Annotated in this window: 31 protein-coding genes and 1 pseudogene; 23 read left to right on the top strand and 9 right to left on the bottom strand. The window is 41.9% G+C overall.

Annotated features, from left to right (window positions below; all coding sequences use genetic code 11):
- The first annotated feature begins 34 nt into the window (after positions 1 to 34).
- From JV16_RS04050 to gndA, 3 genes are all read left to right on the top strand, one after another.
- Positions 35 to 1,159, top strand: coding sequence for a M20/M25/M40 family metallo-hydrolase (locus JV16_RS04050; protein WP_042534342.1), 1,125 nt, complete (start codon positions 35 to 37; stop codon positions 1,157 to 1,159).
- Positions 1,160 to 1,163: 4 nt separating this feature from the next.
- Positions 1,164 to 1,631 (top strand): chemotaxis protein CheW, encoded by a 468-nt coding sequence (locus JV16_RS04055; RefSeq protein ID WP_042534344.1) that lies wholly within the window; start codon positions 1,164 to 1,166, stop codon positions 1,629 to 1,631.
- A gap of 65 nt (positions 1,632 to 1,696) precedes the next feature.
- The gene (gndA, locus tag JV16_RS04060) at positions 1,697 to 3,106 is read left to right on the top strand and encodes an NADP-dependent phosphogluconate dehydrogenase (protein ID WP_042534346.1); all 1,410 of its coding nucleotides are present in this window, start codon (positions 1,697 to 1,699) and stop codon (positions 3,104 to 3,106) included.
- Between the two features lie 37 nt (positions 3,107 to 3,143).
- Here gndA and JV16_RS04065 read toward each other — a convergent pair whose 3' ends face one another.
- From JV16_RS04065 to zwf, 3 genes are all read right to left on the bottom strand, one after another.
- Positions 3,144 to 3,473 (bottom strand): hypothetical protein, encoded by a 330-nt coding sequence (locus JV16_RS04065; protein ID WP_042534348.1) that lies wholly within the window; start codon positions 3,471 to 3,473, stop codon positions 3,144 to 3,146.
- Between the two features lie 64 nt (positions 3,474 to 3,537).
- Entirely contained in the window at positions 3,538 to 4,149 is a 612-nt protein-coding gene (locus JV16_RS04070) for a cyclase family protein (RefSeq protein ID WP_042534350.1), read from the bottom strand.
- 13 nt (positions 4,150 to 4,162) lie between these two features.
- A complete protein-coding gene (gene zwf, locus JV16_RS04075; protein ID WP_042534352.1) occupies positions 4,163 to 5,650 on the bottom strand; it encodes a glucose-6-phosphate dehydrogenase in 1,488 nt (495 codons plus the stop codon).
- A 119-nt stretch (positions 5,651 to 5,769) separates the two neighbouring features.
- Between zwf and rnz the strand changes: the two genes are divergently transcribed.
- From rnz to JV16_RS04090, 3 genes and pseudogenes are all read left to right on the top strand, one after another.
- Positions 5,770 to 6,702, top strand: coding sequence for a ribonuclease Z (gene rnz, locus JV16_RS04080; protein ID WP_042534354.1), 933 nt, complete (start codon positions 5,770 to 5,772; stop codon positions 6,700 to 6,702).
- 1,050 nt (positions 6,703 to 7,752) lie between these two features.
- A pseudogene (locus JV16_RS16150) lies at positions 7,753 to 8,148 on the top strand (pre-toxin TG domain-containing protein); the annotation flags it as partial.
- Between the two features lie 10 nt (positions 8,149 to 8,158).
- On the top strand, positions 8,159 to 8,575 hold the full coding sequence (locus JV16_RS04090; RefSeq protein WP_042534356.1) for an immunity 70 family protein: 417 nt from the start codon (positions 8,159 to 8,161) through the stop codon (positions 8,573 to 8,575).
- A gap of 295 nt (positions 8,576 to 8,870) precedes the next feature.
- Here JV16_RS04090 and JV16_RS04095 read toward each other — a convergent pair whose 3' ends face one another.
- The 4 genes from JV16_RS04095 to proI form a co-directional block, all read right to left on the bottom strand.
- On the bottom strand, positions 8,871 to 9,191 hold the full coding sequence (locus tag JV16_RS04095; RefSeq protein ID WP_042534358.1) for a type II toxin-antitoxin system PemK/MazF family toxin: 321 nt from the start codon (positions 9,189 to 9,191) through the stop codon (positions 8,871 to 8,873).
- Positions 9,184 to 9,327, bottom strand: a complete 144-nt coding sequence (locus tag JV16_RS15710) for a hypothetical protein (protein WP_162484112.1) — start codon at positions 9,325 to 9,327, stop codon at positions 9,184 to 9,186. The genes JV16_RS04095 and JV16_RS15710 overlap by 8 nt, the downstream gene beginning before the upstream one ends.
- Positions 9,328 to 9,481: 154 nt before the next feature.
- A complete protein-coding gene (gene namA, locus JV16_RS04100; RefSeq protein ID WP_042534360.1) occupies positions 9,482 to 10,483 on the bottom strand; it encodes an NADPH dehydrogenase NamA in 1,002 nt (333 codons plus the stop codon).
- A 71-nt stretch (positions 10,484 to 10,554) separates the two neighbouring features.
- Complete coding sequence (gene proI, locus JV16_RS04105; protein ID WP_042534362.1) at positions 10,555 to 11,376, bottom strand: pyrroline-5-carboxylate reductase ProI; 822 nt, start codon at positions 11,374 to 11,376, stop codon at positions 10,555 to 10,557.
- A 440-nt stretch (positions 11,377 to 11,816) separates the two neighbouring features.
- Here proI and JV16_RS04110 point away from each other — a divergent pair, with 440 nt between their 5' ends.
- The 3 genes from JV16_RS04110 to JV16_RS04120 are packed head-to-tail and all read left to right on the top strand — an operon-like array spanning position 11,817 to position 13,875.
- On the top strand, positions 11,817 to 12,764 hold the full coding sequence (locus tag JV16_RS04110) for an MBL fold metallo-hydrolase (protein WP_042534364.1): 948 nt from the start codon (positions 11,817 to 11,819) through the stop codon (positions 12,762 to 12,764).
- Complete coding sequence (locus JV16_RS04115) at positions 12,761 to 13,546, top strand: SDR family NAD(P)-dependent oxidoreductase (RefSeq protein ID WP_042534366.1); 786 nt, start codon at positions 12,761 to 12,763, stop codon at positions 13,544 to 13,546. Before JV16_RS04110 ends, JV16_RS04115 begins: the two co-directional genes overlap by 4 nt.
- An 11-nt stretch (positions 13,547 to 13,557) precedes the next feature.
- Positions 13,558 to 13,875 (top strand): iron-sulfur cluster biosynthesis family protein, encoded by a 318-nt coding sequence (locus tag JV16_RS04120; protein ID WP_042534368.1) that lies wholly within the window; start codon positions 13,558 to 13,560, stop codon positions 13,873 to 13,875.
- Between the two features lie 28 nt (positions 13,876 to 13,903).
- On the opposite strand, the gene JV16_RS04125 is transcribed toward JV16_RS04120, so the two are convergent.
- The gene (locus tag JV16_RS04125) at positions 13,904 to 14,110 is read right to left on the bottom strand and encodes a CDGSH iron-sulfur domain-containing protein (protein ID WP_009373835.1); all 207 of its coding nucleotides are present in this window, start codon (positions 14,108 to 14,110) and stop codon (positions 13,904 to 13,906) included.
- Positions 14,111 to 14,264: 154 nt separating this feature from the next.
- Between JV16_RS04125 and JV16_RS04130 the strand changes: the two genes are divergently transcribed.
- Together JV16_RS04130 and JV16_RS04135 are read left to right on the top strand one after the other, a co-directional pair.
- Positions 14,265 to 14,504 (top strand): YqkC family protein, encoded by a 240-nt coding sequence (locus tag JV16_RS04130; protein WP_009373834.1) that lies wholly within the window; start codon positions 14,265 to 14,267, stop codon positions 14,502 to 14,504.
- Between the two features lie 192 nt (positions 14,505 to 14,696).
- Entirely contained in the window at positions 14,697 to 14,897 is a 201-nt protein-coding gene (locus JV16_RS04135; RefSeq protein ID WP_035063623.1) for a DUF3886 domain-containing protein, read from the top strand.
- A 20-nt stretch (positions 14,898 to 14,917) separates the two neighbouring features.
- Here JV16_RS04135 and JV16_RS04140 read toward each other — a convergent pair whose 3' ends face one another.
- A complete protein-coding gene (locus JV16_RS04140) occupies positions 14,918 to 15,832 on the bottom strand; it encodes an aldo/keto reductase (protein ID WP_021095885.1) in 915 nt (304 codons plus the stop codon).
- Positions 15,833 to 15,929: 97 nt separating this feature from the next.
- Between JV16_RS04140 and JV16_RS04145 the strand changes: the two genes are divergently transcribed.
- The 12 genes from JV16_RS04145 (at position 15,930) to sigF (ending at position 25,357) form a co-directional block, all read left to right on the top strand.
- Positions 15,930 to 16,469 carry an NUDIX hydrolase gene (locus JV16_RS04145; protein WP_009373823.1) on the top strand — a complete coding sequence of 180 codons (540 nt, stop codon included), beginning with the start codon at positions 15,930 to 15,932 and terminating at the stop codon, positions 16,467 to 16,469.
- A gap of 83 nt (positions 16,470 to 16,552) precedes the next feature.
- Positions 16,553 to 17,197 carry a stage II sporulation protein M gene (gene spoIIM, locus JV16_RS04150; RefSeq protein ID WP_021095886.1) on the top strand — a complete coding sequence of 215 codons (645 nt, stop codon included), beginning with the start codon at positions 16,553 to 16,555 and terminating at the stop codon, positions 17,195 to 17,197.
- Between the two features lie 104 nt (positions 17,198 to 17,301).
- Positions 17,302 to 17,754 (top strand): ferric iron uptake transcriptional regulator, encoded by a 453-nt coding sequence (gene fur / locus JV16_RS04155; RefSeq protein ID WP_009373818.1) that lies wholly within the window; start codon positions 17,302 to 17,304, stop codon positions 17,752 to 17,754.
- 97 nt (positions 17,755 to 17,851) lie between these two features.
- On the top strand, positions 17,852 to 18,064 hold the full coding sequence (locus JV16_RS04160) for a YqzK family protein (RefSeq protein ID WP_042534370.1): 213 nt from the start codon (positions 17,852 to 17,854) through the stop codon (positions 18,062 to 18,064).
- 7 nt (positions 18,065 to 18,071) lie between these two features.
- Entirely contained in the window at positions 18,072 to 18,968 is an 897-nt protein-coding gene (gene xerD / locus JV16_RS04165; protein WP_042534408.1) for a site-specific tyrosine recombinase XerD, read from the top strand.
- A 159-nt stretch (positions 18,969 to 19,127) separates the two neighbouring features.
- Positions 19,128 to 20,309 carry a phosphopentomutase gene (gene deoB / locus JV16_RS04170; protein ID WP_009373813.1) on the top strand — a complete coding sequence of 394 codons (1,182 nt, stop codon included), beginning with the start codon at positions 19,128 to 19,130 and terminating at the stop codon, positions 20,307 to 20,309.
- Between the two features lie 13 nt (positions 20,310 to 20,322).
- Positions 20,323 to 21,147 (top strand): purine-nucleoside phosphorylase, encoded by an 825-nt coding sequence (locus JV16_RS04175; RefSeq protein ID WP_009373811.1) that lies wholly within the window; start codon positions 20,323 to 20,325, stop codon positions 21,145 to 21,147.
- A gap of 18 nt (positions 21,148 to 21,165) precedes the next feature.
- Positions 21,166 to 22,467: a pyrimidine-nucleoside phosphorylase gene (locus tag JV16_RS04180; RefSeq protein WP_042534372.1), complete on the top strand. Its 1,302-nt coding sequence runs from the start codon at positions 21,166 to 21,168 to the stop codon at positions 22,465 to 22,467.
- Positions 22,468 to 22,556: 89 nt separating this feature from the next.
- Positions 22,557 to 23,714, top strand: a complete 1,158-nt coding sequence (locus JV16_RS04185) for a D-alanyl-D-alanine carboxypeptidase family protein (protein WP_042534375.1) — start codon at positions 22,557 to 22,559, stop codon at positions 23,712 to 23,714.
- A 100-nt stretch (positions 23,715 to 23,814) separates the two neighbouring features.
- A complete protein-coding gene (spoIIAA, locus tag JV16_RS04190; protein WP_021095893.1) occupies positions 23,815 to 24,165 on the top strand; it encodes an anti-sigma F factor antagonist in 351 nt (116 codons plus the stop codon).
- Entirely contained in the window at positions 24,166 to 24,606 is a 441-nt protein-coding gene (gene spoIIAB, locus JV16_RS04195; protein WP_004889709.1) for an anti-sigma F factor, read from the top strand. It begins immediately after the preceding gene.
- A gap of 13 nt (positions 24,607 to 24,619) precedes the next feature.
- Positions 24,620 to 25,357, top strand: a complete 738-nt coding sequence (gene sigF / locus JV16_RS04200) for an RNA polymerase sporulation sigma factor SigF (RefSeq protein WP_021095895.1) — start codon at positions 24,620 to 24,622, stop codon at positions 25,355 to 25,357.
- The last annotated feature ends 62 nt before the right edge of the window (positions 25,358 to 25,419 follow it).

The following is a 25,419-nucleotide window of genomic DNA, read 5'->3' on the forward strand; positions in this document are numbered from 1 at the left end:
CTTAAAAGTGAGTACATACATAGGAGGATGCATGATGGTCAATGAGCAACGTTTAGTTGATGAATTTTTAGAGCTTGTGCAAATTGATTCCGAAACAAAATATGAACGTGACATTGCAGATGTGCTGAAAGCGAAGTTTGAAGCGCTCGGTTTACACGTTATTGAAGATGATACGACAGCACAAACAGGTCATGGTGCAGGAAATTTAATTTGCACATTGCCTGCGACAAAAGAAGGGATAGATCCGATTTACTTTACATCACACATGGATACGGTTGTGCCAGGAAAAGGGGTCAAGCCGTCCATTCAAGATGGATATATTGTGACAGATGGGACAACGATTTTAGGAGCGGACGATAAAGCAGGGCTTGCCGCCATGTTTGAGGCGATCCGAGTGTTGAAAGAAAAACAAATTGCGCACGGCACAATTCAATTTATTATTACTGTTGGAGAAGAATCTGGGCTCGTTGGGGCGAAGGCGCTTGATCCGTCGCTCATTCAAGCGAAATTTGGATATGCGCTAGATAGCGATGGAAAAGTTGGACAAATTATCGTTGCTGCTCCGACGCAAGCAAAGTTGAAAGTGACCGTTCACGGAAAGACGGCTCATGCCGGTGTTGCACCAGAGCGTGGCGTATCAGCAATTACAATCGCCGCGAAAGCGATTGCGCAAATGCCGCTTGGGCGCATCGATGAAGAAACAACCGCAAACATCGGCCGTTTTGAAGGTGGAACACAAACAAATATCGTTTGCGATCGCGTTGACATTTTAGCAGAGGCGCGTTCGCTCGTTCCAGAAAAAATGGAAGCGCAAGTCGCGAAAATGAAAGAAGCGTTTGAGCGAGTAGCGGAAGAAATGGGTGGTCGTGCAGATGTTCACGTGGAAGTGATGTACCCAGGATTTAAATTTGGAGATGGGGATCATGTTGTTGAAGTAGCGAAGCGAGCGGCTGAAAAAATTGGTCGTCCACATGAGCTGTTGCGTAGCGGTGGCGGTAGCGATGCGAATGTCATTGCAGGATTTGGCATTCCAACCGTAAACTTAGCGATCGGTTATGAAGACATTCATACAACAAATGAACGGATGCCAATTGAAGAACTTGTCAAAGCAACGGAGATGGTGCTCGCCATTATTGAGGAAGTAGCGACAAGGGGGTGAGACGATGGAGAAAGTCGTCGTTTTTCAACTTGCGAATGAACAATATGCCATTCCGGTTGAACATGTTGTTTCCATCGAAAAAATGAGCCATCCGACGATCATTCCGGGAATGCCTTCGTATATGCTCGGTGTTGTGCGCATTCGCGGTGAACTCGTTCCTGTGCTTGATACGTCGCAAATTTTATATCGCCGTCCATATACGGAAACAGAAAAAACGCGCCTCATCGTTGTGCATACAGACGATGTATATGTCGCGTTTATTGTAGACGATGCAAAAGAAATTATTGATATCCCATCACATATGATGAAGCAAGTGAATATGCTCGCTTATCAACAAACGCCATATTTCATCGGCATTGCGAACTTGCCTGATCGGCTAATTACCGTCATTGATCCGACAATATTGTTCGATCATTTAGAAGGATCAAGTACGATTAAAGAACATATAAAAAATGAGAAACAGAACACTTGAACGAGAAAAGATGATTATGGTATGTTCTTTTTTGAACAATCAAAATATAGAAAGGAACGTTTGCTATGGCGAAACAACAAATTGGTGTGATCGGTTTAGCGGTCATGGGAAAAAACTTGGCGCTTAACATTGAAAGCCGTGGATATTCCGTTGCCGTATATAACCGTTCACGCGAAAAAACAGACGAGTTTTTAAAAGAGGCGGAAGGGAAAAACATCGTCGGTACATATAGCATCGAACAGTTTGTCAACGCACTTGAAAAACCGCGCAAAATTTTATTAATGGTAAAAGCAGGTGCGGCAACAGACGCAACTATTGAGCAACTAAAGCCGTATTTAGAAAAAGGCGATATCGTGATTGATGGCGGCAACACGTATTTTAAAGATACACAACGCCGCAATAAAGAACTTGCTGAGCTTGGTATTCATTTTATCGGTACAGGCGTTTCTGGTGGAGAAGAAGGAGCGCTGAAAGGACCTTCCATCATGCCGGGGGGACAAAAAGAAGCGCATGAACTCGTCCGTCCGATTTTTGAAGCGATTGCCGCCAAAGTCGATGGCGAGCCGTGCACGACATATATCGGTCCAGACGGTGCAGGCCATTACGTAAAAATGGTGCATAACGGCATTGAATACGGCGATATGCAATTAATTGCCGAAGCGTACTTTTTATTAAAACATGTGCTTGGCTTAAACGCGCAAGAGCTTCATGAAGTATTTGCCGAGTGGAATAAAGGAGAATTAGATAGTTATTTAATCGAAATTACGGCAGACATTTTTACAAAAATCGATGAAGAAACAGGCAAGCCGCTCGTCGATGTTATTTTAGACAAAGCAGGACAAAAAGGAACAGGAAAATGGACGAGCCAAAACGCGCTCGATTTAGGCGTTCCGCTTCCGATTATTACGGAATCGGTATTTGCTCGCTTTATTTCCGCCATGAAAGAAGAACGTGTGAAAGCAAGCAAGCTATTAGCAGGTCCAGCAGTGAAGCCGTATGAGGGTGATCACCCGCACTTCATTGAAGCCGTTCGCCGCGCGCTTTACATGAGCAAAATTTGCTCGTACGCCCAAGGCTTTGCGCAAATGAAAGCTGCTTCGGAAGAATACAACTGGAATTTACAATACGGCAATATCGCAATGATTTTCCGTGGTGGCTGCATCATTCGTGCGCAATTTTTACAAAAAATTAAAGAAGCGTACGACCGCGATCCAGCGCTGCCAAACTTATTGCTTGACCCGTACTTTAAAGACATTGTTGAAAACTATCAACAATCGCTTCGCGAAATCGTTGCAACCGCAGCGATGCGCGGCATTCCAGTACCAGCGTTCGCTAGCGCCTTAGCATACTACGACAGCTATCGAATGGATACATTGCCAGCGAACCTTATCCAAGCACAACGCGACTACTTTGGTGCGCACACATACGAGCGTATCGACAAAGAAGGCATTTTCCATACCGAATGGTTGAAATAAACGAACACCCCCTAGGGCAATTTGCTCTAGGGGGATATTATTGCTTTGTCTTGCTTGTCAGTTTCCTAATCCCGATTAATAAGCAAATCATGCTCGCACCCCATGATATTCCTGCCTTGCCTAAAAGAAGCGAAATTTCTACCGATGCTTGTGCATGCTCGAGGTCGAAAGAAATGGCTTTGAATGCAAAAAATACACCAATGGAAAGCAAGAAAAAATGACAAAAAATCCATAAGAAAGCTACCTGTTGCGCTCGATTGTTTCTCCAAAGATATACAATTGTCATGACTGCAATGGACATGATAAAAGAAAACCCCCCAATTAGCATGTCCATCACTTCTTCTTCCATCGGCAAATGCTTATGCATATTTCCCCCTCCCATTTAATACAATTATAGATAGTAACATCCCCCTCACCACGAGGGGGATTGTTTATTGTTCAAATAATAATACACGCGCTGGGGCGGCGTCGGTGCCGACGAGTTTGAGGGGAGCGGCGACCATCCAATATTCGCCTGCTGGAACGTCTTTTAGCCGAAGTCCTTCGATGACGATAATGCCATGGCCGAACAGCGTTTTATGCGTTGGGTGTCCCGCTTGGTTTCGTTCGACGCCGAGGGCATCAATACCGACGCCGCGAATGCGTTTTTCGGCTAAGTATGCAGCAGCATCTTCGGCAACGTAAATAAATTCAAAGTTAAAGGCATCGTCGAATGAGTTTTTCGTTTTGAATAAGATAAAATCATTCTCTTGAATATCAAAATGAATGAGATCTTCTTTTGTAATGCGATCATTGACGTTTGTGACGTCTAATACTTTGCAGTAGCCGACAAGTTTTTCAAGCGGAATCGTTTCAAAAGTCTCCCCGTCTTTTACCATATGGAGCGGTGCGTCAATGTGCGTACCGGTATGCACATCCATGTCGATGCGCGATTCGGTGACGTAATCGTTCGTGACGGTCGTTAGCTTCGGTTGTTTTTCCGGCTTATTTTTATACACCGGCATCCCTTCAAAAATCGGAGCAGTGACATCGTACATTTTCATGTTTATTTCCTCCTTACATTGTTCCGTTTAGCGACCACCAGTGGAAGCCGTCTTTTTGCAATAGCTCATCTGCCTTTTTCGGTCCCATCGAGCCAGCTTCGTAGTTCGGGAAGTCAACCGCTTTCGTATTTTCCCATACTTCAGAAATCGGGTCGACAAAGCTCCATGACGCAGCGACTTCGTCCCAGTGGGTAAAGTTTGTCGCATCGCCGCGCATGCAGTCATATAACAATTTTTCATACGCTTCTGGCGTATTAATGCCGTCGATGCAATTGTTGCAGTAATCCAACTTAATTGGCGTCGTTTTCATGCTTTCACCGCTTTTTTTCGCATTTAAATGAAGCGTAATTCCTTCATCTGGTTGAATATGGATGACGAGCAAATTCGGATGAACGTATTCGCTCGTGCGATAATATAAATTCATCGGTACGTCTTTAAATTGCACAACAATTTTCGTTGATTTTTCAGTCATTCGTTTTCCTGTTCGTATGTAAAATGGCACACCTGCCCAGCGGAAGTTGTCGATCATTAGTTTCCCTGCGACAAACGTTTCCGTATTAGAATGTGGATCGACGCTATGTTCTTCACGATACCCGACGACTTGTTGCCCGCGTACAATGCCGCGTCCGTATTGCCCGCGCACGAAATAGTTATCGACGTCATCATGTGTCATCGGACGAAGCGCGCGAAGCACTTTCACTTTTTCACTGCGAATGTCATCTGTTGTCAGCTTAATTGGCGGTTCCATTGCGAGAAGGGCAACCATTTGTAGCATATGGTTTTGCACCATATCGCGAAGCGCACCAGAATGATCATAGTAACGACCGCGATCTTCCACTCCGAGCGTTTCGCTTGATGTAATTTGAATATTGGCAATAAAGCGATTGTTCCAAAGCGGTTCAAAAATCGCGTTCGCAAAGCGAATGACTTCAATGTTTTGTACCATTTCTTTTCCGAGATAATGGTCAATCCGGAAAATTTGTTCCTCGGAAAACGATTGTCGAATTTCTTCATTTAACTTTTGTGCGCTTTGCAAATCATGTCCGAACGGTTTTTCAATCACTAATCGCGTCCAGCCGTTTGTTGCTGTCAGTCCTTCTGATTTTAAATGCGATGTAATCGTTCCGAAAAACTCAGGTGCCATCGCCAAGTAAAAAATGCGGTTGCCTGGAATATGAAATTGCTCTTCCACCCGCGTTAATAATTCATTTAATTGTTCATATGATTTTGTATTTGTTGCATCTAATGAATGATAGTAAAAATGAGAAATAAATGGATCATCCATTAATTCTTGTTTTGTTGCTTCTTCAATCGTTTCTTTTACGTAATGACGAAACGATTCATCTGTATGGGGACGACGGGCGACACCAACAACCGCAAACTGTTCAGAAAGTTTTCCTTTTTGATAAAGTTTATAAATAGATGGGAATAATTTGCGTTTTGCTAAGTCGCCAGTTGCGCCAAAAATAACAATTGTCGCTTTTGGTTGTACGTCATTCACGGACCATATACCTCACTTTTATTCATTTTTTGAAAGGTTCATGATAATGTAATTTTAGAGGTTTATTGTGGTAAACGCAAATGTTTTATCCGATTAAAGAAAAGAGAGGAGTTTGTAGCGTGGAATTATTGTTTTTAGGAACGGGCTCTGGTGTCCCGTCGAAAGGGAGAAACGTATCGGCGGTTGCCCTTCAGTTATTAGAAGAAAGAGGAGCGACATGGCTGTTCGATTGCGGTGAAGCGACGCAACATCAAATTTTACATACGTCTATTCGCCCGCGACGCATTGAACGTATTTTTATTACTCATTTACACGGCGATCACATTTTCGGCTTGCCCGGATTGCTTGGAAGTCGCTCATTTCAAGGGGGAGAAACTCCTCTTTTTGTTTACGGTCCGACTGGTATTCGTTCGTTTGTTGAAACTGCCTTAGCGGTTAGCGGTACGCGGTTAAAATATGATTTGCATATTCATGAGTTTACAGAAGGTGTCATCTTTGAAGATGAACAGTTTATTGTTACAGCGAAATTGCTTGATCACGGTTTACCTTCATACGGTTTTCGAATCGTTGAAAAAGATTTACCGGGCACGTTGCTCGTTGATCAATTGCGTGCACTTGGCGTGCGCCCAGGACCAATTTATCAACAAATTAAGCGAGGGGAGATTGTCACATTAGATGATGGAACTGTCATTGATGGACGAAACTTTGTAGCCCCGCCAAAGAAAGGACGCATTGTTTCGATTATAGGAGATACGCGTTATTGTGAGGCGAGTGTGGAATTGGCGAAACAAGCGGACGTCCTTGTCCACGAGGCAACATTTCGTGCCAAAGAAGCGCATTTAGCGCATGATTACTATCATTCAACGACGTTGCAAGCAGCGGAAGTAGCGAAACGAGCGGAAGTAAAGCAACTCATTTTGACACATATTAGTTCCCGGTATCAAGGAGAGATGTGTGACGAGCTCGTTGAAGAAGCGAAAACGATTTTTCCGAACGTGTCACTTGCTTTCGATTTCTCATCGTTTCCAGTTCTGAAAAAAAGCGCGGAATAAAAAAGGGCTGGTCGATGATACAGACCAGCTCCTTACGAAAACTCATACTGGTCGTACAGTACGTCCGACATAAGATTTTTTTCTTGTTCAGAACAATTTTGGAATGTCGATTGAAATAGAAAAATGTCGAATAAAAAATATCGAAAAAAATGTTCGATTATTTACAATTATAATAGATGCAAGAGACAAGAAAATGTGTGAGAGGTGAGAAGCATGCCGATTTCAAAATCGGTCAGTGCTGTGATGACACGCAGTAGTTATTTAAGTACAGTGAATACTCATGTGACAAATACGGTGCCAAAAATAGAAAAAGTCAACCATCCACAAAATAGCCCAGCTAAATCAAGTCAAACATCCATTTCAAAAGACACCGTACATATTAGTCAAGAAGCACGAAAGGCATACGAATCGTCTACATCAATCGCAGCGATTAATCCAGTAAGAAACACGATTGGAAATACAGTTTATAACCCTATTGATTTTATCAAAAGGGAAGCTTCAAGAAATTTAGGAAATCAAACAGAAACTGCGCTCTATAACCCTGTAAAGAGCATGAAAGATGCGCTCCAGGCTGCGTTCAAACCATTAGAAAAAGACGCGGTGCAAATGAGAAAAAAAGAAGTTCAAGAAGCGTCTCAACAAGCACAAAAATCAAACGATGTAAAGAAAGCAAAAGAAGAAGCGCTGACTCGACAAATTCGGCTATCTTTGTATAATATGGACAAAGACATTCGTACTGTCGTCGGTCATAATCTGTCACAGAACATATACACGGCTTCAAAAAACAAAAGTGACAAAGGATGGTCCGCAACAAAGGAACTAATCGATGTGTTGACCGATGTTGTCCCGGGGATAGGCTCGATCAAAGATGCTTATCGCTTATATCAAGTGTTGAGCAATCCGAAATCCAATGCAAAAGATGTGGCGGAAGCGTTAGTTGGTTTTATTCCGGGACTGGGTGATCTAAAGAGCATTGCAAAAGTAACAAATGCCATTAAGAAAGCACTTGATGTTGATCCGAAAAAATTAGATCAGGCTGTGAGTATTATTAAGGGTACGGGTAATGCTAGACCGTCTTGGAGACAATCAGAAATTGACATAGGAAAGGAATATCCAGAATACAGTGCTCAAAAGTCTTTCAAAAACGGAAAAGAAGTACCTTATGGGACAAAAGGAAGCTCAAGACCGGATTTTTATAGAGAAGGATTTAGTATAGAGGTAAAAAATTATAAAATTACTACTCCAAGTGATAGAAACAGATTAGTAAACAATATTTCTACCCAAGTTGAAAAACGATTAAGTGATTTGCCGAGAGGTACTAAACAAACTGTTATTATCGATATACGGGGACAAAACGTATCGGAAGAAATACTAGATGATTTGTATGATAGAATAATGAAGAAAACAAATGGTAAAGTAAATATTAGATTTAAAACTAATGAGTGAGGTGGTAGAATTGGCTGTAGGTTTGAAAGTAAAATATTACTGGTATCCAATTGGTCATGGTGACTTTTTACATTCGTTTTTTTCAACAGTAAGCTATCATTTAGAGCCGAATGGTTGGGGAACAAAGTATCCTTTTTTATTAAAAAAGCTATATAATGGTAAACTGGAGTATAAATATATTAAAGATGTTATTAAAGAAATAGATGAAATTCAAGAAAGTTTGAAAAATTACAGTCCATCACAAGTCGTTTGGGATATTGAAGACCTTTCAAAAACACCTCCATGGGGAGATAATATAAGTGATGAAATCACAGACTTATCTAACTATTTTGTTACAAGTGATGGGGAAGATTTAATAACTATTTTAAAAAAAGCATTAAATAAAGCTTTAAAAATAAAGTCGGATGTTGAAATAGAAAGTATTTAAGAAAGCACTTGATGTTGATCCGAAAAAATTATATACATGCACTTTAAAGTAACTGTAGTTGAGTAATTCTTATAACAATAATTACCATTTAAAAAAGAGACAAACAGGGTACCCCTTATGTCACATGGGGCTGTTTTTTCACGGCATCAATGGGAATGTTTTGTTTTGCTGCACCACGAGTGTTGATTATCCAATATTTTACTAAAAACACAGAATCATTTGACTGAACACAAGGGGCTGACTCCAAAAGTCCGCTTTCTAGAGGGCTTTTGGGTCAGCCTCTTTTTTACTAACATCAGTAGGAAAAATAGTTTCTAATCGTTTCCATTACTCTTTTTAGATCATGTTCATGAATGTTTCCAATCTTAAAAAGAAGCTCTCGGTAATGAATGGTGTTGATTTTTGAACACCTAACAACGGACGGTTTGTCTAATCCTGCTTCTTTCCAATACTCTAAGACGACATCATATTTGTTTCGTGTTTGTTGACTTGTAATATTTGCAATCACTCTGTCTAATTCTACGACAACATCATGGCCAGATACGATGAGAACAGGTCTTCGTTTTCCTTTTATTTCCGCAAACCATACTTCGCCACGTCTTCCTAGATTACTCATCGTCTTCTCCCCATATTTCTTTTTCTAGTTCTTTTTCAATGACATCTTTTGGAGGTCTATTGTCAAAGTATTTGTCGAAAAGCCATGATAGCAATTTAATTCGCTCCGCATTATCCATTTCGTCTAAAGCTTTCATGAACTCTTCCGCCTTCACATGTATCACCCTTATTTATGTTATCTCATGATAAATTTTCGCAAAGTTAAAGCAACTGGTCAATGCTCTGAATTACCACCCTCTGACATACGGCTTCGGCGCTTCAAGCGATATACCGAGTTCGCTTGAAGCTGTTTTACCACCCTCTGACATACGGCTTCGGCGCTTCAAGCGATATACCGAGTTCGCTTGAAGCTGTTTTTGGCCAATATGGGTTGCGAAGAAGCTCGCGACCGATAAAAATGAGATCAGCACGGCCATTGCGTAAAATTTCTTCCGCTTGTAAGCCAGACGTGATGAGTCCGACCGCACCAGTTGGCACGTTTGCTTCACGGCGAATCGTTTCCGCAAATGGCACTTGATAACCTGGATACGCATCAATTTTTGCCGGGACGACGGCGCCAGAGCTGACGTCAATGAGGTCAACGCCTTGTGCTTTCATTTGTTTTGCATATTCGACGTAGTCTTTCACTGTTAACCCGTCTGGATGATAATCGTGTGCGGAAATACGGACAAATAGCGGTCCGTTCCATACTTCTTTCACTGCTTCAATGATTTCACTTAAAAAGCGGTAACGGTTTTCTCCACCGTATTCGTCTGTTCGTTTGTTTGTGAGCGGCGATAAAAATTCGTTAATGAGATAGCCGTGAGCAGCATGAATTTCAATGACATCAAATCCCGCTTCTTTGGCGCGTCGCGCACCTTGTTGAAACGCATGGATCGTTTCTTCAATGTCCGCTTTTGTCATTTCTTTTGGTGTTCGCATCGTTTCATCAAACGGAATCGGGGATGGTGCAATAATTTCACCAGAAACGGTTGCCTTTCGGCCGGCATGGGCAAGCTGAATGCCGATGTTTGCCCCTTGTTCATGAACGAGCGTAGTAAGCGTACGCAAGCCGTCGATATGGTTATCATCCCAAATCCCTAAATCGCGAGCTGAAATTCGTCCTTGTGGCGTCACAGCTGTCGCTTCCACAATAATGAGCCCGACTTGCCCGACCGCGCGCGTTGCATAATGAACGAGATGCCAGTTGTGCACCGTTCCATCTTCGCGATCGCACGCATACATACACATTGGTGACATAACAATGCGGTTTTTAAAGGTAACATCTCGAATCGTATATGGTGAAAATAACATATTAAATCCCTCCCGTAGTATCTTCCATAAAAATGATACCACGCGCACTTGGAAAAGAAAAACAACTTGCACTATTGAACGGAAGAAAGCAATGCTTCACCAAGTTCTTTTGATCGTTCAGTTGCTCGTTTAATGCATGCAATCATCGCTTCTTGGTAGCGATAACGTTCAAGTACCCCAATGCCAGCTTCTGTCGTTCCGCCTGGACTTGTTACTTCTTTGCGCAAAACGGAAGGATGTTTGTTTGTTGCTTTTAACATATGGGCAGCACCGATAATCGTTTGTAAAATAAGCTCTTTTGCAATATCGCGCTCAAGTCCAATTTCATCCGCTGCTTTTTCCATCGCTTCGACTAAATAGTAAACGTACGCCGGTCCACTACCCGATAGCCCTGTCACGGCGTGCAAATGCTTTTCATCAACAATCGTCACAATCCCGACCGTTTCAAATAGCTCTTTTGCCATGTGGACATGTTTATCCGTTGCATAGGCACCTTGTGCGAGCGCTGTGGCAGATTGCCCGATTGCCGCCGATGTATTTGGCATGGCACGAATGACAGGCATTTGTTTTCCGATGAGCGATGCAATCGTATCCGTCGTCACTCCCGCAAGCAATGAAATAATAAGTTGTTGCTCATGAAAAGCATGTGCGATTGGCGTTAAGCTTTCTGCAACGTCTTTTGGTTTCATCGCTAAAATAACAATATTAGCTTCTTTGACGGCTTGTTCTTTATTCGTTTCAGTTCGTACCCCGTATGTTTGTTGCATATACGTCAGTCGCTCCATTCGAGAGCGATTCGTTACAATCATTTGTTTCGGCTCATATAGTGTCTGTGTCACTCCTGAAATGAGCGCTTCTGCCATCGACCCTGCACCGAGAAATGTGATCGTCATTTTTTTCCTCCTCCTCGTCTCCAAAATAAAAAGACCTTTCGTCCGATAAAGGACGGAAAGGTCTTTATTTCCGCGGTACCACCTTTGTTGGCACAATGTGCCCACCTCTTATGCCGGTATCGTCGGCAAGACGGTTAGGTTTGCCTAACTGCTCATAGGGTAGGTTCCATGATAAAGAGGGTAATGAAACCTTTCAGCCTATGGGTTCCACTCTCTTGTTACCATTTATCATGTACTGGCCCTATTCATCGCTTCAGACATATATGATTTGCTTGCAATTATGCATGAAAAACAAGCTCGTTGTCAATAGGTTTTATGTTTTTATTTTCTGAATTTTTTAATAAATAAATAAAAATAAATGACAAACGAAAAAAATAAGTGTAAACTGATAAACAGACGAAACGAAAAGTTATGATGATATAATGAAGGAGCCGAAAAAAATGGAACAGTTGCATCGCATTGTCGTTCCAACGCCATTTGCCGTTGGCGATGTCAATATGTATATTGTCAAAGGAGACCGTTTAACGCTTATTGATGCGGGAGTAAAAACAGAAGAAGCGTGGCACGTCTTCGTTCGGGAATTACGTGAACTCGGCTATAAACCGGAAGATATTGAGCAAGTCATCATTACACATCACCATCCGGATCACGTCGGTTTACTTGATTATTTCCCTCCGTCGCTTCCTGTTATTGGCCATCGCAAAGCTGCACCTTGGATTGCGAAAGATGCTGCTTTTTTTGCGTGGCATCAACAATATTTTGAGCAATTTTTAATTGAATGTGGAATTGGGGAAGAATGGATCGCGAAACTCGGAAACTTTCGGCGCTCTCTCCGCTTTTCGTGCGAGCGCTCGCTCACTCACGAAGTGAAAGAAGGGGATATGATTGAAGGCTGGACGGTTATCGAAACCCCCGGTCATGCGCAAAGTCATATTGTATTATATCGTGAAGCAGATGGATTGATGATCGGAGGGGATCATTTGTTAGCTGCGATTTCATCTAATCCGTTGTTAGAGCCGCCTGCGATCGGTGAACAAGAGCGCCCGAAACCACTTTTGCAATATAACGATTCATTAAAGAAACTACTGAATTACGACATTACAACGATCGTTACAGGACATGGAGAAGATGTGGCAGATGTTGCATCACTTGTCGAAAAGCGGCTTGAAAAACAAAAAGAGCGTGCGCAATATGTATGGCAATTGTTAAGTGAAAAGCCAATGACGGCATTTGACGTATGTCGTGCGCTTTTTCCGTCCGTATATGAACGTGAATTTTTATTGACGATGTCCGAAACGATCGGTCAACTCGATTATTTAGAAGCAATCGGAGCAGTGAAAAAAGAAAAAGACGATCAAATATATATGTACGAAGTGGTGAGATCATGAAATTAGCAGGGAAATACGTCGTTATTACAGGAGCGTCGAGCGGCATTGGCGAACAAATTGCATACGAAGTAGCTAAGCGTGGAGGAATACCGATATTGCTTGCGCGTTCAAAAGAAAAATTGGCGCAAATTGCGCAACATATTGAACAAACGTACAACATCCCCTGCGTATATGAATCGCTAGATGTTAGTAATCAAGAAGAAGTAGATGCTGTATTTGATCGATTACTTGCGTCCGTCGATATCGATATTCTCGTCAATAATGCGGGGTTCGGTGTGTTTCGGTATGTCGAGCATATCGATCTCTCAGAAGCGAAGCAAATGTTTGATGTCAATGTGCTCGGATTGATCGCGTGTACAAAAAAAGTGTACACACATATGATGAAGAAGCGGTCCGGCCACATTATTAATGTCGCATCTCAAGCAGGAAAAATCGCAACGCCAAAATCGAGCGTATATGCCGCAACAAAACATGCTGTCCTTGGATTTACAAATAGCTTGCGAATGGAAGCGTCCATGTATGGCATTTTTGTCACTGCTGTGAACCCAGGACCGATCAAAACAAACTTTTTTACTGTCGCTGATACGTCCGGAGAATATGTGAAAAACGTGAAACGATGGATGCTTCGTCCGGAATTTGTCGCCAAGCGCGTCGTTGATGCGATGCTTACTCCAACGCGCGAAGTGAATTTGCCGTTTTGGATGCATATAGGAAGTCGCGTGTATCAATTATTTCCATCGGTCGTCGAAAAAATGGGAAAACGGGCATTTTTAAAAAAGTAAGCGAGGTGTAAATGGTGAAAATTACGATCACGGAACGAGCGATCGAACAACTTCGTCGTGTTCGTGGAAACAAGCACGTCAAGCTTGCATATGATACAGATGATTGTGGTTGTGCTGTCAATGGAGTGCCTATGTTACTGCTTGTCGAGCAATTAGACGAACATGATGTAGCGATTGAAACAAACGATATGCCGATTTGGATGGAAAAACATCGGCTCATTTTCTTTGATGAACAAATGACGATTGATGTTGTCGATGGGGCAGGATGTTTTCAATTAAAAAGCCCGAATCAAATTTTAAATGCGCGCATGTCGCTTATGGAGCGTTGAAAAGACGAGCCCGGAATAAAAGCCGGGCTTATTCGTTTTTCGGAGCGCGAACGACGGATTGGAATTTTCCTTTATGAGCTGCATCACAAAATGGCATATTTTGTGAAAGTCCGCAACGACAGAGAGAAAATGTTTCTTTTGTTTCAAACTTGTTTCCTTCCATATCAATTAATTCAACATCTCCAGTCACACGAAATGAACCGTTATCCATCACTTTAATTTGCACTTTCGCCATATATTCCACCTCCTTGTATACCGTATATCGTATATACTATCTCGTTCTTATAAAGATCGCAACTTTTTTTGTTTTAGAAGTGCTCTTTTCTTATTTTCCGATATTGAGTTAAAATAAGGATGTATACGTAATTGACATAGAAAGAGTGATTGTTGTGAATGATCAAGTGAATCGTCTTCGAAAAATAGTAAAGGAAAAAACATGGGTGTCGTTTTTGTACAATAACCATCCGTATAGTTTACTTCATTGGTCCGTTGCAGGATTTTCAAACGACGAACGCGATGTCTGGCTACTGCAAGATGAGATGACATTTGAAACACAATCGTTCGTGCAGTTAGATGAAGCGCTTGCGTGGATTGAACAACATATGCCGCATATTACAGATATTTTATAAGGGGACGAATGTCCCCATTCTTACTGCGGAGAATTTTGCCGTTTTGTCGGATGAATTGCTTTCTCTAATTCTTCCTTTGCAATGACAGGACGAACCGTATCGGCTGTCGGCTTTCCTTTTTGGCTTTTATTTTTTGCCATAAAAGTTCACTCCTTTATGTTTTAGTCATGATTAGTTTGGAGAAAGGGGGAGATGTTTATGCTAAAAGATCGATTAAATGAGCAACTGATCGCACAGCTTAAGCAAAAACAAAAGCAACTGCAAGAAGAAGAACAAAAACGAAAAGAAGAAGAGGAAGCAAAGCGCAAAGAAGAAGCTCGTAAGCGAGAAAAAAATAAAACGTTTGCCGAATGGTTAGAAGAAAGTGACTTAGATTGGCGAAAATTTAAATAACCGAGGGCGAACGCCCTCGGTTACCGATGATCAGTAAACATCGTTTGTTTTGTCAGTTGTTTTAAGACAGCCATTTGTTCATCGCTCAATGTTACTGATTGCGCAGCGACGTTTTCGATTAGTTGCGATAATCGGCTTGCGCCTGGAACGACTGTTGCTACGGCTTCATTTGCTAAACAAAAACGAAGGGCAATTGCCGTAAGCGTTTCGTTCGGAGCAACCGCTTTTAATTTTGGAATGAGCGTCACTAACTCGGCAAACGAATAATCGACATAGCCATTTTGTTTCGTATTTTCGCTTGCTTTTTCAATCGGACGTTCAGTTAATAATCCTTTCGCTAGCGGTCCGCGAGCAATGACGCTCACGTTATGTTTCTTCAAAAGTGGAAACCATTCTTCAGCGCGGCGATCAAGTAAACTATACGGCATCATGACAGAAACGATGCGCGATCGCTTCACATATTCGCGAATGACGTTTGGACGCATAGAGGAAATGCCGTAATAACGAATGATGCCCTCTTGTTGCAACTCCTCAAACGCCTCAATGGTTTCATCGATCGGATCATCAATCGTTCCACCATGTAGTTGATATACATCAATATAATCGGTTTGTAATCGTCGTAAGCTATGTTTCACCGCTTCTTTTATGTATGCTTTTGACGGATCCCACGTCCAGCCGTTTCCTTGTTCCGTCCAACGATTCCCTACTTTTGTCGCAACGATGACATCATGTCGTTTTCCTTTTAATGCTTTACCGACAATTTCTTCATTTAACCCACGATCATATAAATCGGCTGTATCGAAGTAGTTTACTCCTTGATCGATCGCTTCATGAATGAGGCGAATCGCATCGTTTTCCGACGTACCGAGCGACATGCAGCCAAAGCCAATTTCACTTACATATAAGTTGGAATGTCCAAGTTTCCGTTTTTTCATGTCATCACTCCTTTTCAATCATTATAACGAATAAGTTTTCCATTTGTCTTTGCTCATGTAGTACAATGAAGAGGAAAAATAATTTGGTGGTGAAATGATGGATCATTTATATGAAAAAACGATAAATCAAAAGCGCATATTTTCTGGGAAAGTGATTGACGTATATGTAGAAGATGTGTTGTTGCCAAACGGGGAAACGAGCAAGCGTGAAATTGTCAAACATCCTGGAGCGGTTGCGGTGCTTGCGATAACAGAAGAAAATAAAATGGTGCTCGTTCGCCAATATCGAAAAGCGTTAGAGCGCGTGCTTGTTGAAATTCCAGCTGGGAAGCTTGAAAAAGGAGAGGCACCGATCGAAACAGCGAAGCGCGAGCTAGAAGAAGAAACAGGATATGTATGCGAAAAAATGGAGCCACTTCACTCTTTTTACACGTCACCGGGGTTTGCAGATGAATTAGTACATATATTTCTTGCGAAAGGGTTAACGAAAAAAAGCGAAAAGCAAATGCTTGATGATGACGAGTTTGTCGATGTGCTTGAAGTGACGTTAGAAGAAGCGCTAAACATGGTCGAAGAAAAACAAATTTATGACGCAAAAACGATTTATGCGCTTTTATATTGGCAATTGCAGGCGTAAAGCGGTCATTGCGACCGCTTTTTGTCATATCACGATCCTTTTCCCATACAATGTAGTAACAGAACGTGTAGGGGGATGGAGCGATGAGAAAGCGATCATGGACGACAACATGGGGCCAGCATGTACAAGAGCATTATACGACATACGTATTTACTGTCGTTCTTTTTGTGATGGGCGTTGTTTTTGGTGCGATTGTTGTCAATAGTTTAAGTTTCAGTCAAAAACAAGATTTATATTATTATTTAACGAATTTTTTTGGACAAGTGTCTGCGGGACATATTGCAAGTGCGCATGACGTATGGAAAGAAAGTTTTTTACAAAATTTAAAATATATTGGGCTGATGTGGATTTTAGCGATGTCGCTTGTAGGGTTACCAATTATTTTAATTTTATTATTTTTAAAAGGGCTTGTTGTCGGTTTTACTGTTGGATTTTTAGTCAATCAAATGGGATGGAACGGATTTTTGTTAGCTTTCGTATCTATCGTCCCACAAAATATTATTCTCGTTCCCGTTTTTATTATGATGGCGGCGATATCGATTTCGTTTTCTTTAAAAATGATTCGACATCAATTTGTGAAACGAACGCATGAGCCAATTTTTCGAGCGATGCTTCGTTATACGTTTGTCATGTTGTCGTTTAGCATCGCGTTAGTGTTTGCATCTTCACTTGAAGCATACGTATCCCCGTTACTCATGAAAGAAGTTGTACAATTAATAGAAAAATAATTATTATTTAATAATCATTTTATTTATCAGTTTATAATCATTTTATTTTGACACGTTCCTTTCTTTTGTTATAATGAGAATGAGTAACGAGGGAGGGAATGAAAATGGAAAGTCGCCTTGAACGAATTAAAAAACAATTGCATGCCGCAAGCTATAAATTAACGCCGCAACGGGAAGCGACGGTACGTGTGTTGCTTGAACATGAGGAAGATCATTTAAGCGCGGAAGATGTTTACCTCCTCGTGAAAGAAAAAGCACCGGAAATAGGGTTAGCGACAGTATATCGCACGTTGGAGCTATTAACAGAATTGAAAATTGTCGATAAAATTAACTTCGGGGATGGCGTTTCCCGCTACGATCTTCGTAAGGAAGGTGCGGCGCATTTTCATCACCATTTAGTGTGCATTGAATGTGGGGCGGTTGATGAAATTCAAGAAGATTTATTAGAAGATGTCGAAGCGATTGTAGAACGGGATTGGAATTTTAAAATTAAAGATCATCGTCTAACATTTCACGGCATTTGTTATCGTTGTCAAGAGAAGCATGAAGAACAGTAAACCTTTTCGTCTATGAAAAGGTTTTTTCATTTATGTGTATAAAATGCGATGAAACGGGCATATCCTCTTACTATATGACAGTTGACGGAGGTATGCGATGAGAAGAATGGTTGACGTGCTAAAAGTGTTTCTTTTATTTACGGGATGTACGATTTTATTTTATTATAGTATTGTATGGATGAGCGAGGAATATAACTATTACCGTCGTTACGACGAGCCGATAGGATCAGCTGTGAAAGTATCGACGACTGAACGGCAAGAAACAAATTGGCTCGATCGACTGTTGCTTTTTTATCAAAACGGGGAGTAGGATGCGTGTGGAAGATCAAGTAAAAGATTTTATTCACTATTTAATTGTTGAGCGAAATTTAGCTCATAATACGATCGTATCATATGAACGTGACTTAAAAAAATATGTTCAATATTTACAAAAAGTTGAGCAACGATGTCGTTGGAATGACGTCACCCGTTTTCATATTATGCAATTTTTAAAGTTTTTAAAAGAAAAAGGAAGCTCGCCGAAAACGATTGCGCGCCATCTCGCGTCTGTTCGATCGTTTCATCAATTTTTATTACGTGAAAAAGCAGCCGATCAAGATCCGACTGTTCATATTGAAACGCCGCAACTGCCGCGAAAATTGCCAAACGTGTTGTCGATGGCGGAAGTTGAAGCGTTGTTGGAAGCGCCGAAACAAAATACCCCATTTAGCATTCGCGATAAGGCGATGCTCGAGTTGTTATATGCGACCGGCATTCGCGTGAGCGAGCTTATTCAATTAAACGTATCGGACGTTCATTTAACGATGGGGTTTATTCGTTGTTACGGAAAAGGACGGAAGGAGCGAATCGTTCCGATCGGAAAAATGGCGACAGAAGCATTAAAACGGTACATGGAACAAGGTCGTCCAGAGTTGTTGCAACGAAAAAAAGGAACGACAGATGCATTGTTTTTAAACCATCACGGCGAGCGCTTAACAAGACAAGGATGTTGGAAAATTTTAAAACGGCTCGCCCAAGAAGCAAATATTCAAAAAACGTTAACGCCACATACGTTGCGCCATTCATTTGCAACGCATTTATTAGAAAATGGCGCGGATTTACGCGCCGTGCAAGAAATGCTTGGACATGCAGATATTTCGACAACGCAAATTTATACGCACGTCACGAAAACGCGCTTAAAAGACGTGTACAAGCAGTTTCATCCGAGAGCATAACACTGTGACGATGATTTGTCACAGTTTTTTTTATTGCAATTCATTATGAAAACGTTTTATAATTTAGTTGTCAGACTTCTGACAAATATGAATGATGCGTGATCTTGTTTCATAGTGGGCATGCTATGAAGCGAATGAAACGATTGGGGAGGTAAAACGGTGAAGCCTACATATAAACGTGTATTTTTAATTGTGATGGACTCAGTTGGAATTGGTGAAGCGCCAGATGCCGAAAAATATAACGACAAAGGTGCCGATACGCTTGGGCATATTGCCGAACATCGCGGAGGCTTACATATGCCGAACATGGCGAAGTTAGGCTTAAGCAATATTCGTGAAATTCAAGGGATTCCAAAAGCAGAAAAGCCGCTTGCGTATTTTACGAAAATGCAAGAAGCGTCGGCTGGAAAAGATACAATGACAGGACATTGGGAGTTAATGGGTCTTCGCATTGATACGCCGTTTCAAGTGTTTCCTGACGGATTTCCAAAAGAGCTAATTGATGAATTAGAAAAACGAACAGGAAGAAAAGTGATCGGGAATAAACCAGCAAGTGGCACAGCAATTATTGATGAGCTTGGCCCTGAACATATGGAAACAGGTGCGCTTATTGTATATACGTCAGCCGATTCAGTGTTGCAAATCGCAGCGCATGAAGAAATTATTCCGTTAGAAGAATTGTATCGTATTTGTAAAATTGCCCGCGAGCTAACGCTTGATGAAAAATATATGGTTGGTCGCGTCATTGCTCGTCCATTCATCGGAAAGCCAGGAAGTTTCCAACGGACAGCGAATCGTCACGATTATGCGTTAAAACCGTTTGGTCGTACAGTCATGAATGAATTACAAGATGCAGGCTACGACGTGATCGCCATCGGTAAAATTGCTGATATTTACGATAACGAAGGTGTGACACAAACGTTGCGCACAAAATCAAACATGGACGGAATGGACAAATTAGTCGATACGTTACAAATGGACTTTACAGGACTCAGCTTCGTGAACCTTGTTGATTTCGATGCATTATACGGTCATCGTCGCGATCCAAAAGGATACGGCGATGCGTTAGAAGAGTTTGATGCCCGTTTACCAGAAGTGTTTGAACGTTTAAAAGAAGACGATTTATTAATTATTACGGCGGACCATGGAAATGACCCGGTTCATCATGGAACCGACCATACGCGCGAGTATGTACCACTTCTCGTTTATAGTCCGAGCATGAACGGAGGAAAACAACTTCCATTGCGTGAAACGTTTGCAGACGTTGGAGCAACGATTGCGGAAAACTTCCGTGTAAATATGCCGAAATACGGAACGAGCTTTTTACATGAGTTGAAATAAGGAGCGTGACAAAATGAATCGAGCAGCAATTGAACAAGCCGCGCAATTTTTAAAAGAAAAGTTTCCAACTTCACCGCAAATCGGCTTAATTCTTGGCTCTGGTTTAGGTGTGTTGGCCGATGAAATTGAACAAGCGATTAAAATTCCGTACAGCGATATTCCAAATTTCCCTGTATCGACAGTCGAAGGACATGCCGGTCAACTTGTATACGGCCAGTTAGAAGGTGCGACTGTCATCGTGATGCAAGGGCGATTCCATTATTATGAAGGATACAGTTTTGAAAAGGTAACATTCCCTGTACGCGTGATGAAAGCGCTTGGTGTTGAGCAATTAATTGTGACAAATGCGGCAGGCGGTGTAAATGAATCGTTTGAACCAGGCGATTTAATGATCATTTCAGATCATATTAATAACATGGGTGGCAATCCGCTTATCGGTCCGAATGATTCTGCCCTTGGTGTGCGCTTCCCAGACATGTCGGAAGCATATAGCAAACGACTTCGTCAACTCGCGAAAGATGTGGCAAATGAAATTGGATTGCGTGTGCGCGAAGGGGTATATGTTGCCAATACAGGTCCAGCATACGAAACACCAGCAGAAATTCGTATGATTCGCGTCATGGGCGGCGATGCAGTCGGTATGTCCACTGTGCCTGAAGTGATCGTTGCTCGCCATGGAGGAATGGAAGTGTTAGGCATTTCGTGCATTTCCAATATGGCTGCCGGCATTTTAGATCAGCCGCTCACACATGATGAAGTGATCGAAACGACAGAAAAAGTAAAAGCTGACTTTTTACGATTTGTAAAAGCGATCGTGCGCAACATGGCGAAAAAATAAACGAGAAGGTGAATGACGATGAGAATGGTCGATTTAATTGAGAAAAAACGTGACGGCCACGCATTAACGAAAGAAGAAATTCATTTTATCATTGAAGGTTATACAAAAGGTGACATTCCTGACTATCAAATGAGCGCATTAGCGATGGCGATTTTTTTCCGCGGTATGAACGAAGAAGAAACAGCCGAATTAACGATGGCGATGGTACATTCAGGTGATACGATCGACCTTTCGAGAATTGAAGGAATTAAAGTGGATAAACACTCAACGGGCGGTGTGGGCGATACAACAACGTTAGTGTTAGGTCCACTTGTTGCCTCTGTCGGCGTTCCGGTTGCGAAAATGTCTGGCCGCGGTCTTGGTCACACAGGCGGAACAATTGATAAATTAGAATCTGTGCCAGGATTTCATGTTGAAATTAGCAACGACGAATTTATTGAACTTGTAAATAAAAATAAAATTGCCGTTGTCGGTCAGTCCGGCAACTTAACGCCAGCCGATAAAAAATTGTATGCGCTTCGCGATGTAACAGCAACGGTCAACAGCATTCCGTTAATCGCTTCATCGATTATGAGCAAAAAAATTGCAGCCGGTGCAGATGCGATCGTGTTAGACGTAAAAACAGGTGCGGGCGCGTTTATGAAAGATTTAAACGATGCGAAAGCATTAGCGAAAGCGATGGTCGACATCGGAAACCGCGTTGGACGTAAAACGATGGCGATTATTTCTGATATGAGCCAACCGCTCGGTTATGCGATCGGAAATGCGCTTGAAGTAAAAGAAGCGATCGATACGTTAAAAGGGGAAGGCCCAGAAGATTTACAAGAACTTTGTTTAGTACTTGGCAGCCATATGGTATATTTAGCTGGAAAAGCCTCTTCGCTTGAAGAAGCGCGCCATATGTTAGAACAAGCGATGAAAGACGGTTCAGCACTTCAAACGTTTAAAACGTTTTTAGCTGCACAAGGTGGCGATGCGTCCGTTGTTGATGATCCGAGCAAATTGCCTCAAGCGAAATATGTGATTGAACTTGAGGCGAAAGAAGACGGGTACGTATCAGAAATCGTTGCCGATGCGATTGGAACGGCAGCGATGTGGCTCGGCGCTGGGCGCGCAACGAAAGAGTCGACGATTGATTTAGCGGTCGGTTTAGTGCTTCGTAAAAAAGTTGGCGATGCGGTGAAAAAAGGGGAATCGCTCGTTACGATTTACAGCAACCGTGAACAAATTGATGATGTGAAACAAAAACTATACGAAAACATTCGCATTTCAACGACACCTGTTCAAGCACCGACATTAATTTACGATAAAATTTCGTAACCTGAAGGATTCGTTCCTTCAGGTTTTCTTATGTATAAAAAAATAAAAAATGGAAAGGATGGCAAGTATAAAGAAATGGAGGGTTGGAGATGAAGCGATTTTTTTATGTGCTTGCCATCACGTTTTTATTTTTCCCGATCGCATCTGTGCACGCGGAACAACCGAAAGTGGAGTTAGCGACAGAGGCGCGATCAGCCATTTTAATTGAACGGGACACAGGGGCTATTTTGTATGAAAAAAATGCCCATGAGCCGCTTCCACCAGCGAGCATGACGAAAATTATGACGATGCTTCTTATTATGGAAGCGATTGATCAAGGAAAGCTAAAGTTAGACGAACGGGTGCGAGCTAGTGAATACGCTGCATCGATGGGCGGATCGCAAATTTTTTTAGAACCCGGGGAAGAAATGACTGTTGACGATTTATTAAAAGGTGTCGCCATCGGATCAGGGAATGATGCTTCCGTGGCATTAGCAGAACGAATTGCAGGATCAGAAGAAGCGTTCGTCCATATGATGAACGAAAAAGCAAGACAACTTGGACTCAAGCATACGGCATTTGAAAATACGACAGGTTTGCCAGCAAAAAATCATTATAGCACCGCATATGATATGGCGGTGATGGCAAAAGAGCTATTAAAATACGATTTAATTACAAAATATACAGGCACATATGAAGACTACTTAAGAGAAAATACAAACAAAAAGTTTTGGCTTGTGAACACAAATCGGCTTGTGAAATTTTATCCGGGTGTTGACGGATTAAAAACAGGCTATACGAGCGAAGCGAAATATTGTTTAACAGCAACGGCGAAAAAAGGCAACATGCGCGTCATTGCTGTCGTGTTTGGAGCGCCGACGCCAAAGGCGAGAAACGCACAAATTACAAAAATGTTAGATTACGCGTTTAGCCATTACGAAACGAAACCGCTTTATAAAAAAGACGAAACGATTGCGATAGTTCCTGTCAGCAAAGGAAAGAAAAAGGCGGTTGCGGCTGTGACGTCCGAGCCGATTTCTGTTTTGTTAAAAAAGGGAGAAAAATCAGAAGCGGTGAAAACGACGTGGAAATTAAATAAAAAAGTGAAAGCGCCAGTGAAAAAAGGTGACGTGCTCGGTACGCTCATTGTGAAAAAAGATGGAGCGGTGATCGCGAAAAGTCCTTTAGTGGCGAAAGAGCAAGTGGAAGAAGCAAATATGTGGGAGTTGTTTAAACGGATGTTTAGCTCGTTCTCACGCACATCTTGACGAAACGAGGCGAATGGCGACTAGTTTTGTCGGGAAGAAGGATTGACGCATAAACGAATCGAATTCTTCCTTAACCTAAACGGATAAGGAGGAAATGATTGTGAGTTTATCGATTCAATTAGAAGTGAAACAACATGTATTGCTCGTACGATTAGCTGGCGAGCTAGATCATCACACGGCGGAACAGTTGCGCGCAGAGATGACGGATGTATTAGAGCGAGAGCGAATAAAAGCGATCGTTTTAAACTTAAATGAGCTAACGTTTATGGATAGTTCAGGATTAGGTGTCATTTTAGGAAGATATAAGCAAATTCAACGCATGGGTGGAGAGATGGTCGTCTGCTCCGTTTCTCCGTCAATTAAGCGTTTGTTTGATATGTCAGGGCTGTTTAAAATTATTCGGTTAGAAGTCAATGAGCAGTATGCATTACAAACGTTGGGGGTGGCGTAAATGAGAAATGAAATGCATCTTCAATTTTCCGCCCTCAGCCAAAATGAATCATTCGCCCGTGTGACAGTTGCTGCGTTTGTTGCGCAACTCGATCCAACGCTCGATGAGCTCACGGAAATTAAAACGGTCGTATCCGAAGCTGTAACGAATGCGATTATTCATGGCTATGAAAATGATCCAAGCGGCGTCGTCTATATTTCTGTCATCATTGAAGGGCATACGGTCCATTTAACGATTCGCGATCATGGAAAAGGGATTGAAAACGTGGAAGAAGCGCGTCAGCCGTTATTTACGACGAAGCCAGAGCTCGAGCGTTCCGGTATGGGATTTACGATTATGGAAAACTTTATGGATGAAGTAAACATTTACTCAAAAGTGAATGAAGGAACGACTGTGGAGTTGATTAAGCATTTAACGAAAAGCAAAGCGCTATGCAATTAAGGGAGACGTGCCTATGGATGTCGAGGTACAAGCTGTCAAAGACCATGAAATCAAAGAGTTGATTCGGAGGAGCCAGCAAGGGGATCAGCAAGCGCGCGATGAGATTATCGAAAAAAATATGCGGCTTGTCTGGTCGGTTGTGCAACGGTTTTTAAACCGAGGATATGAGCCAGAAGATTTGTTTCAAATCGGTTGTATCGGTTTAATGAAATCCGTCGATAAGTTTGATTTATCGTATGACGTCAAATTTTCAACGTATGCAGTACCGATGATTCTTGGAGAAATTCAACGCTTCATTCGCGATGACGGATCCGTGAAAGTGAGCCGTTCATTAAAAGAAATCGGGAATAAAATTCGCAAGGCAAAAGATGAATTATCGAAGCGAAACGGTCGCGTCCCGACGGTAAATGAAATTGCTCAATTTTTGCAAATTTCACCTGAGGACGTTGTATTAGCGCAAGAAGCGATTCGTTCGCCCGCATCTATTCATGAAACGGTGTACGAAAACGATGGCGACCCGATTACGTTGCTTGATCAAATTGCAGACGAACAAGATGTTTGGTTTGATAAAATTGCGTTGAAAAAAGCGATGGAAGAATTAGATGAACGCGAGCGACTCATCGTTTATTTGCGTTATTATAAAGATCAAACACAATCAGAAGTGGCAGCTAGATTAGGCATCTCTCAAGTGCAAGTATCTCGTTTAGAAAAAAAAATATTGCAACAAATGAAAGCCCGAATGGATGAATAAGTCCGTTCGGGCTTTTTATGCATACGGAGGAAGGTCATATCTCATACTACAAATACAATGAT

Source organism: Anoxybacillus ayderensis (assembly GCF_000833605.1).
In the GTDB taxonomy this organism is placed as follows: Bacteria; Bacillota; Bacilli; order Bacillales; family Anoxybacillaceae; genus Anoxybacillus; species Anoxybacillus ayderensis.

Coding starts and splice junctions, on each gene's coding strand:
- proI (WP_042534362.1), bottom strand. CDS start 11,376: ATGACGATCACATTTCTCGGTGCAGGGTCGATGGCAGAAGCGCTCATT.
- gndA (WP_042534346.1), top strand. CDS start 1,697: ATGGCGAAACAACAAATTGGTGTGATCGGTTTAGCGGTCATGGGAAAA.
- JV16_RS04145 (WP_009373823.1), top strand. CDS start 15,930: ATGGATCATTTATATGAAAAAACGATAAATCAAAAGCGCATATTTTCT.
- JV16_RS04175 (WP_009373811.1), top strand. CDS start 20,323: ATGAATCGAGCAGCAATTGAACAAGCCGCGCAATTTTTAAAAGAAAAG.
- fur (WP_009373818.1), top strand. CDS start 17,302: ATGGAAAGTCGCCTTGAACGAATTAAAAAACAATTGCATGCCGCAAGC.
- JV16_RS04050 (WP_042534342.1), top strand. CDS start 35: ATGGTCAATGAGCAACGTTTAGTTGATGAATTTTTAGAGCTTGTGCAA.
- JV16_RS04065 (WP_042534348.1), bottom strand. CDS start 3,473: ATGCATAAGCATTTGCCGATGGAAGAAGAAGTGATGGACATGCTAATT.
- JV16_RS04180 (WP_042534372.1), top strand. CDS start 21,166: ATGAGAATGGTCGATTTAATTGAGAAAAAACGTGACGGCCACGCATTA.
- JV16_RS04115 (WP_042534366.1), top strand. CDS start 12,761: ATGAAATTAGCAGGGAAATACGTCGTTATTACAGGAGCGTCGAGCGGC.
- JV16_RS04070 (WP_042534350.1), bottom strand. CDS start 4,149: ATGAAAATGTACGATGTCACTGCTCCGATTTTTGAAGGGATGCCGGTG.
- spoIIM (WP_021095886.1), top strand. CDS start 16,553: ATGAGAAAGCGATCATGGACGACAACATGGGGCCAGCATGTACAAGAG.
- JV16_RS15710 (WP_162484112.1), bottom strand. CDS start 9,327: ATGAAAGCTTTAGACGAAATGGATAATGCGGAGCGAATTAAATTGCTA.
- spoIIAB (WP_004889709.1), top strand. CDS start 24,166: ATGAGAAATGAAATGCATCTTCAATTTTCCGCCCTCAGCCAAAATGAA.
- JV16_RS04135 (WP_035063623.1), top strand. CDS start 14,697: ATGTTTATGCTAAAAGATCGATTAAATGAGCAACTGATCGCACAGCTT.
- JV16_RS04185 (WP_042534375.1), top strand. CDS start 22,557: ATGAAGCGATTTTTTTATGTGCTTGCCATCACGTTTTTATTTTTCCCG.
- JV16_RS04140 (WP_021095885.1), bottom strand. CDS start 15,832: ATGAAAAAACGGAAACTTGGACATTCCAACTTATATGTAAGTGAAATT.
- JV16_RS04125 (WP_009373835.1), bottom strand. CDS start 14,110: ATGGCGAAAGTGCAAATTAAAGTGATGGATAACGGTTCATTTCGTGTG.
- JV16_RS04120 (WP_042534368.1), top strand. CDS start 13,558: ATGGTGAAAATTACGATCACGGAACGAGCGATCGAACAACTTCGTCGT.
- JV16_RS04055 (WP_042534344.1), top strand. CDS start 1,164: ATGGAGAAAGTCGTCGTTTTTCAACTTGCGAATGAACAATATGCCATT.
- JV16_RS04160 (WP_042534370.1), top strand. CDS start 17,852: ATGAGAAGAATGGTTGACGTGCTAAAAGTGTTTCTTTTATTTACGGGA.
- JV16_RS04095 (WP_042534358.1), bottom strand. CDS start 9,191: ATGAGTAATCTAGGAAGACGTGGCGAAGTATGGTTTGCGGAAATAAAA.
- sigF (WP_021095895.1), top strand. CDS start 24,620: ATGGATGTCGAGGTACAAGCTGTCAAAGACCATGAAATCAAAGAGTTG.
- namA (WP_042534360.1), bottom strand. CDS start 10,483: ATGTTATTTTCACCATATACGATTCGAGATGTTACCTTTAAAAACCGC.
- JV16_RS04110 (WP_042534364.1), top strand. CDS start 11,817: ATGGAACAGTTGCATCGCATTGTCGTTCCAACGCCATTTGCCGTTGGC.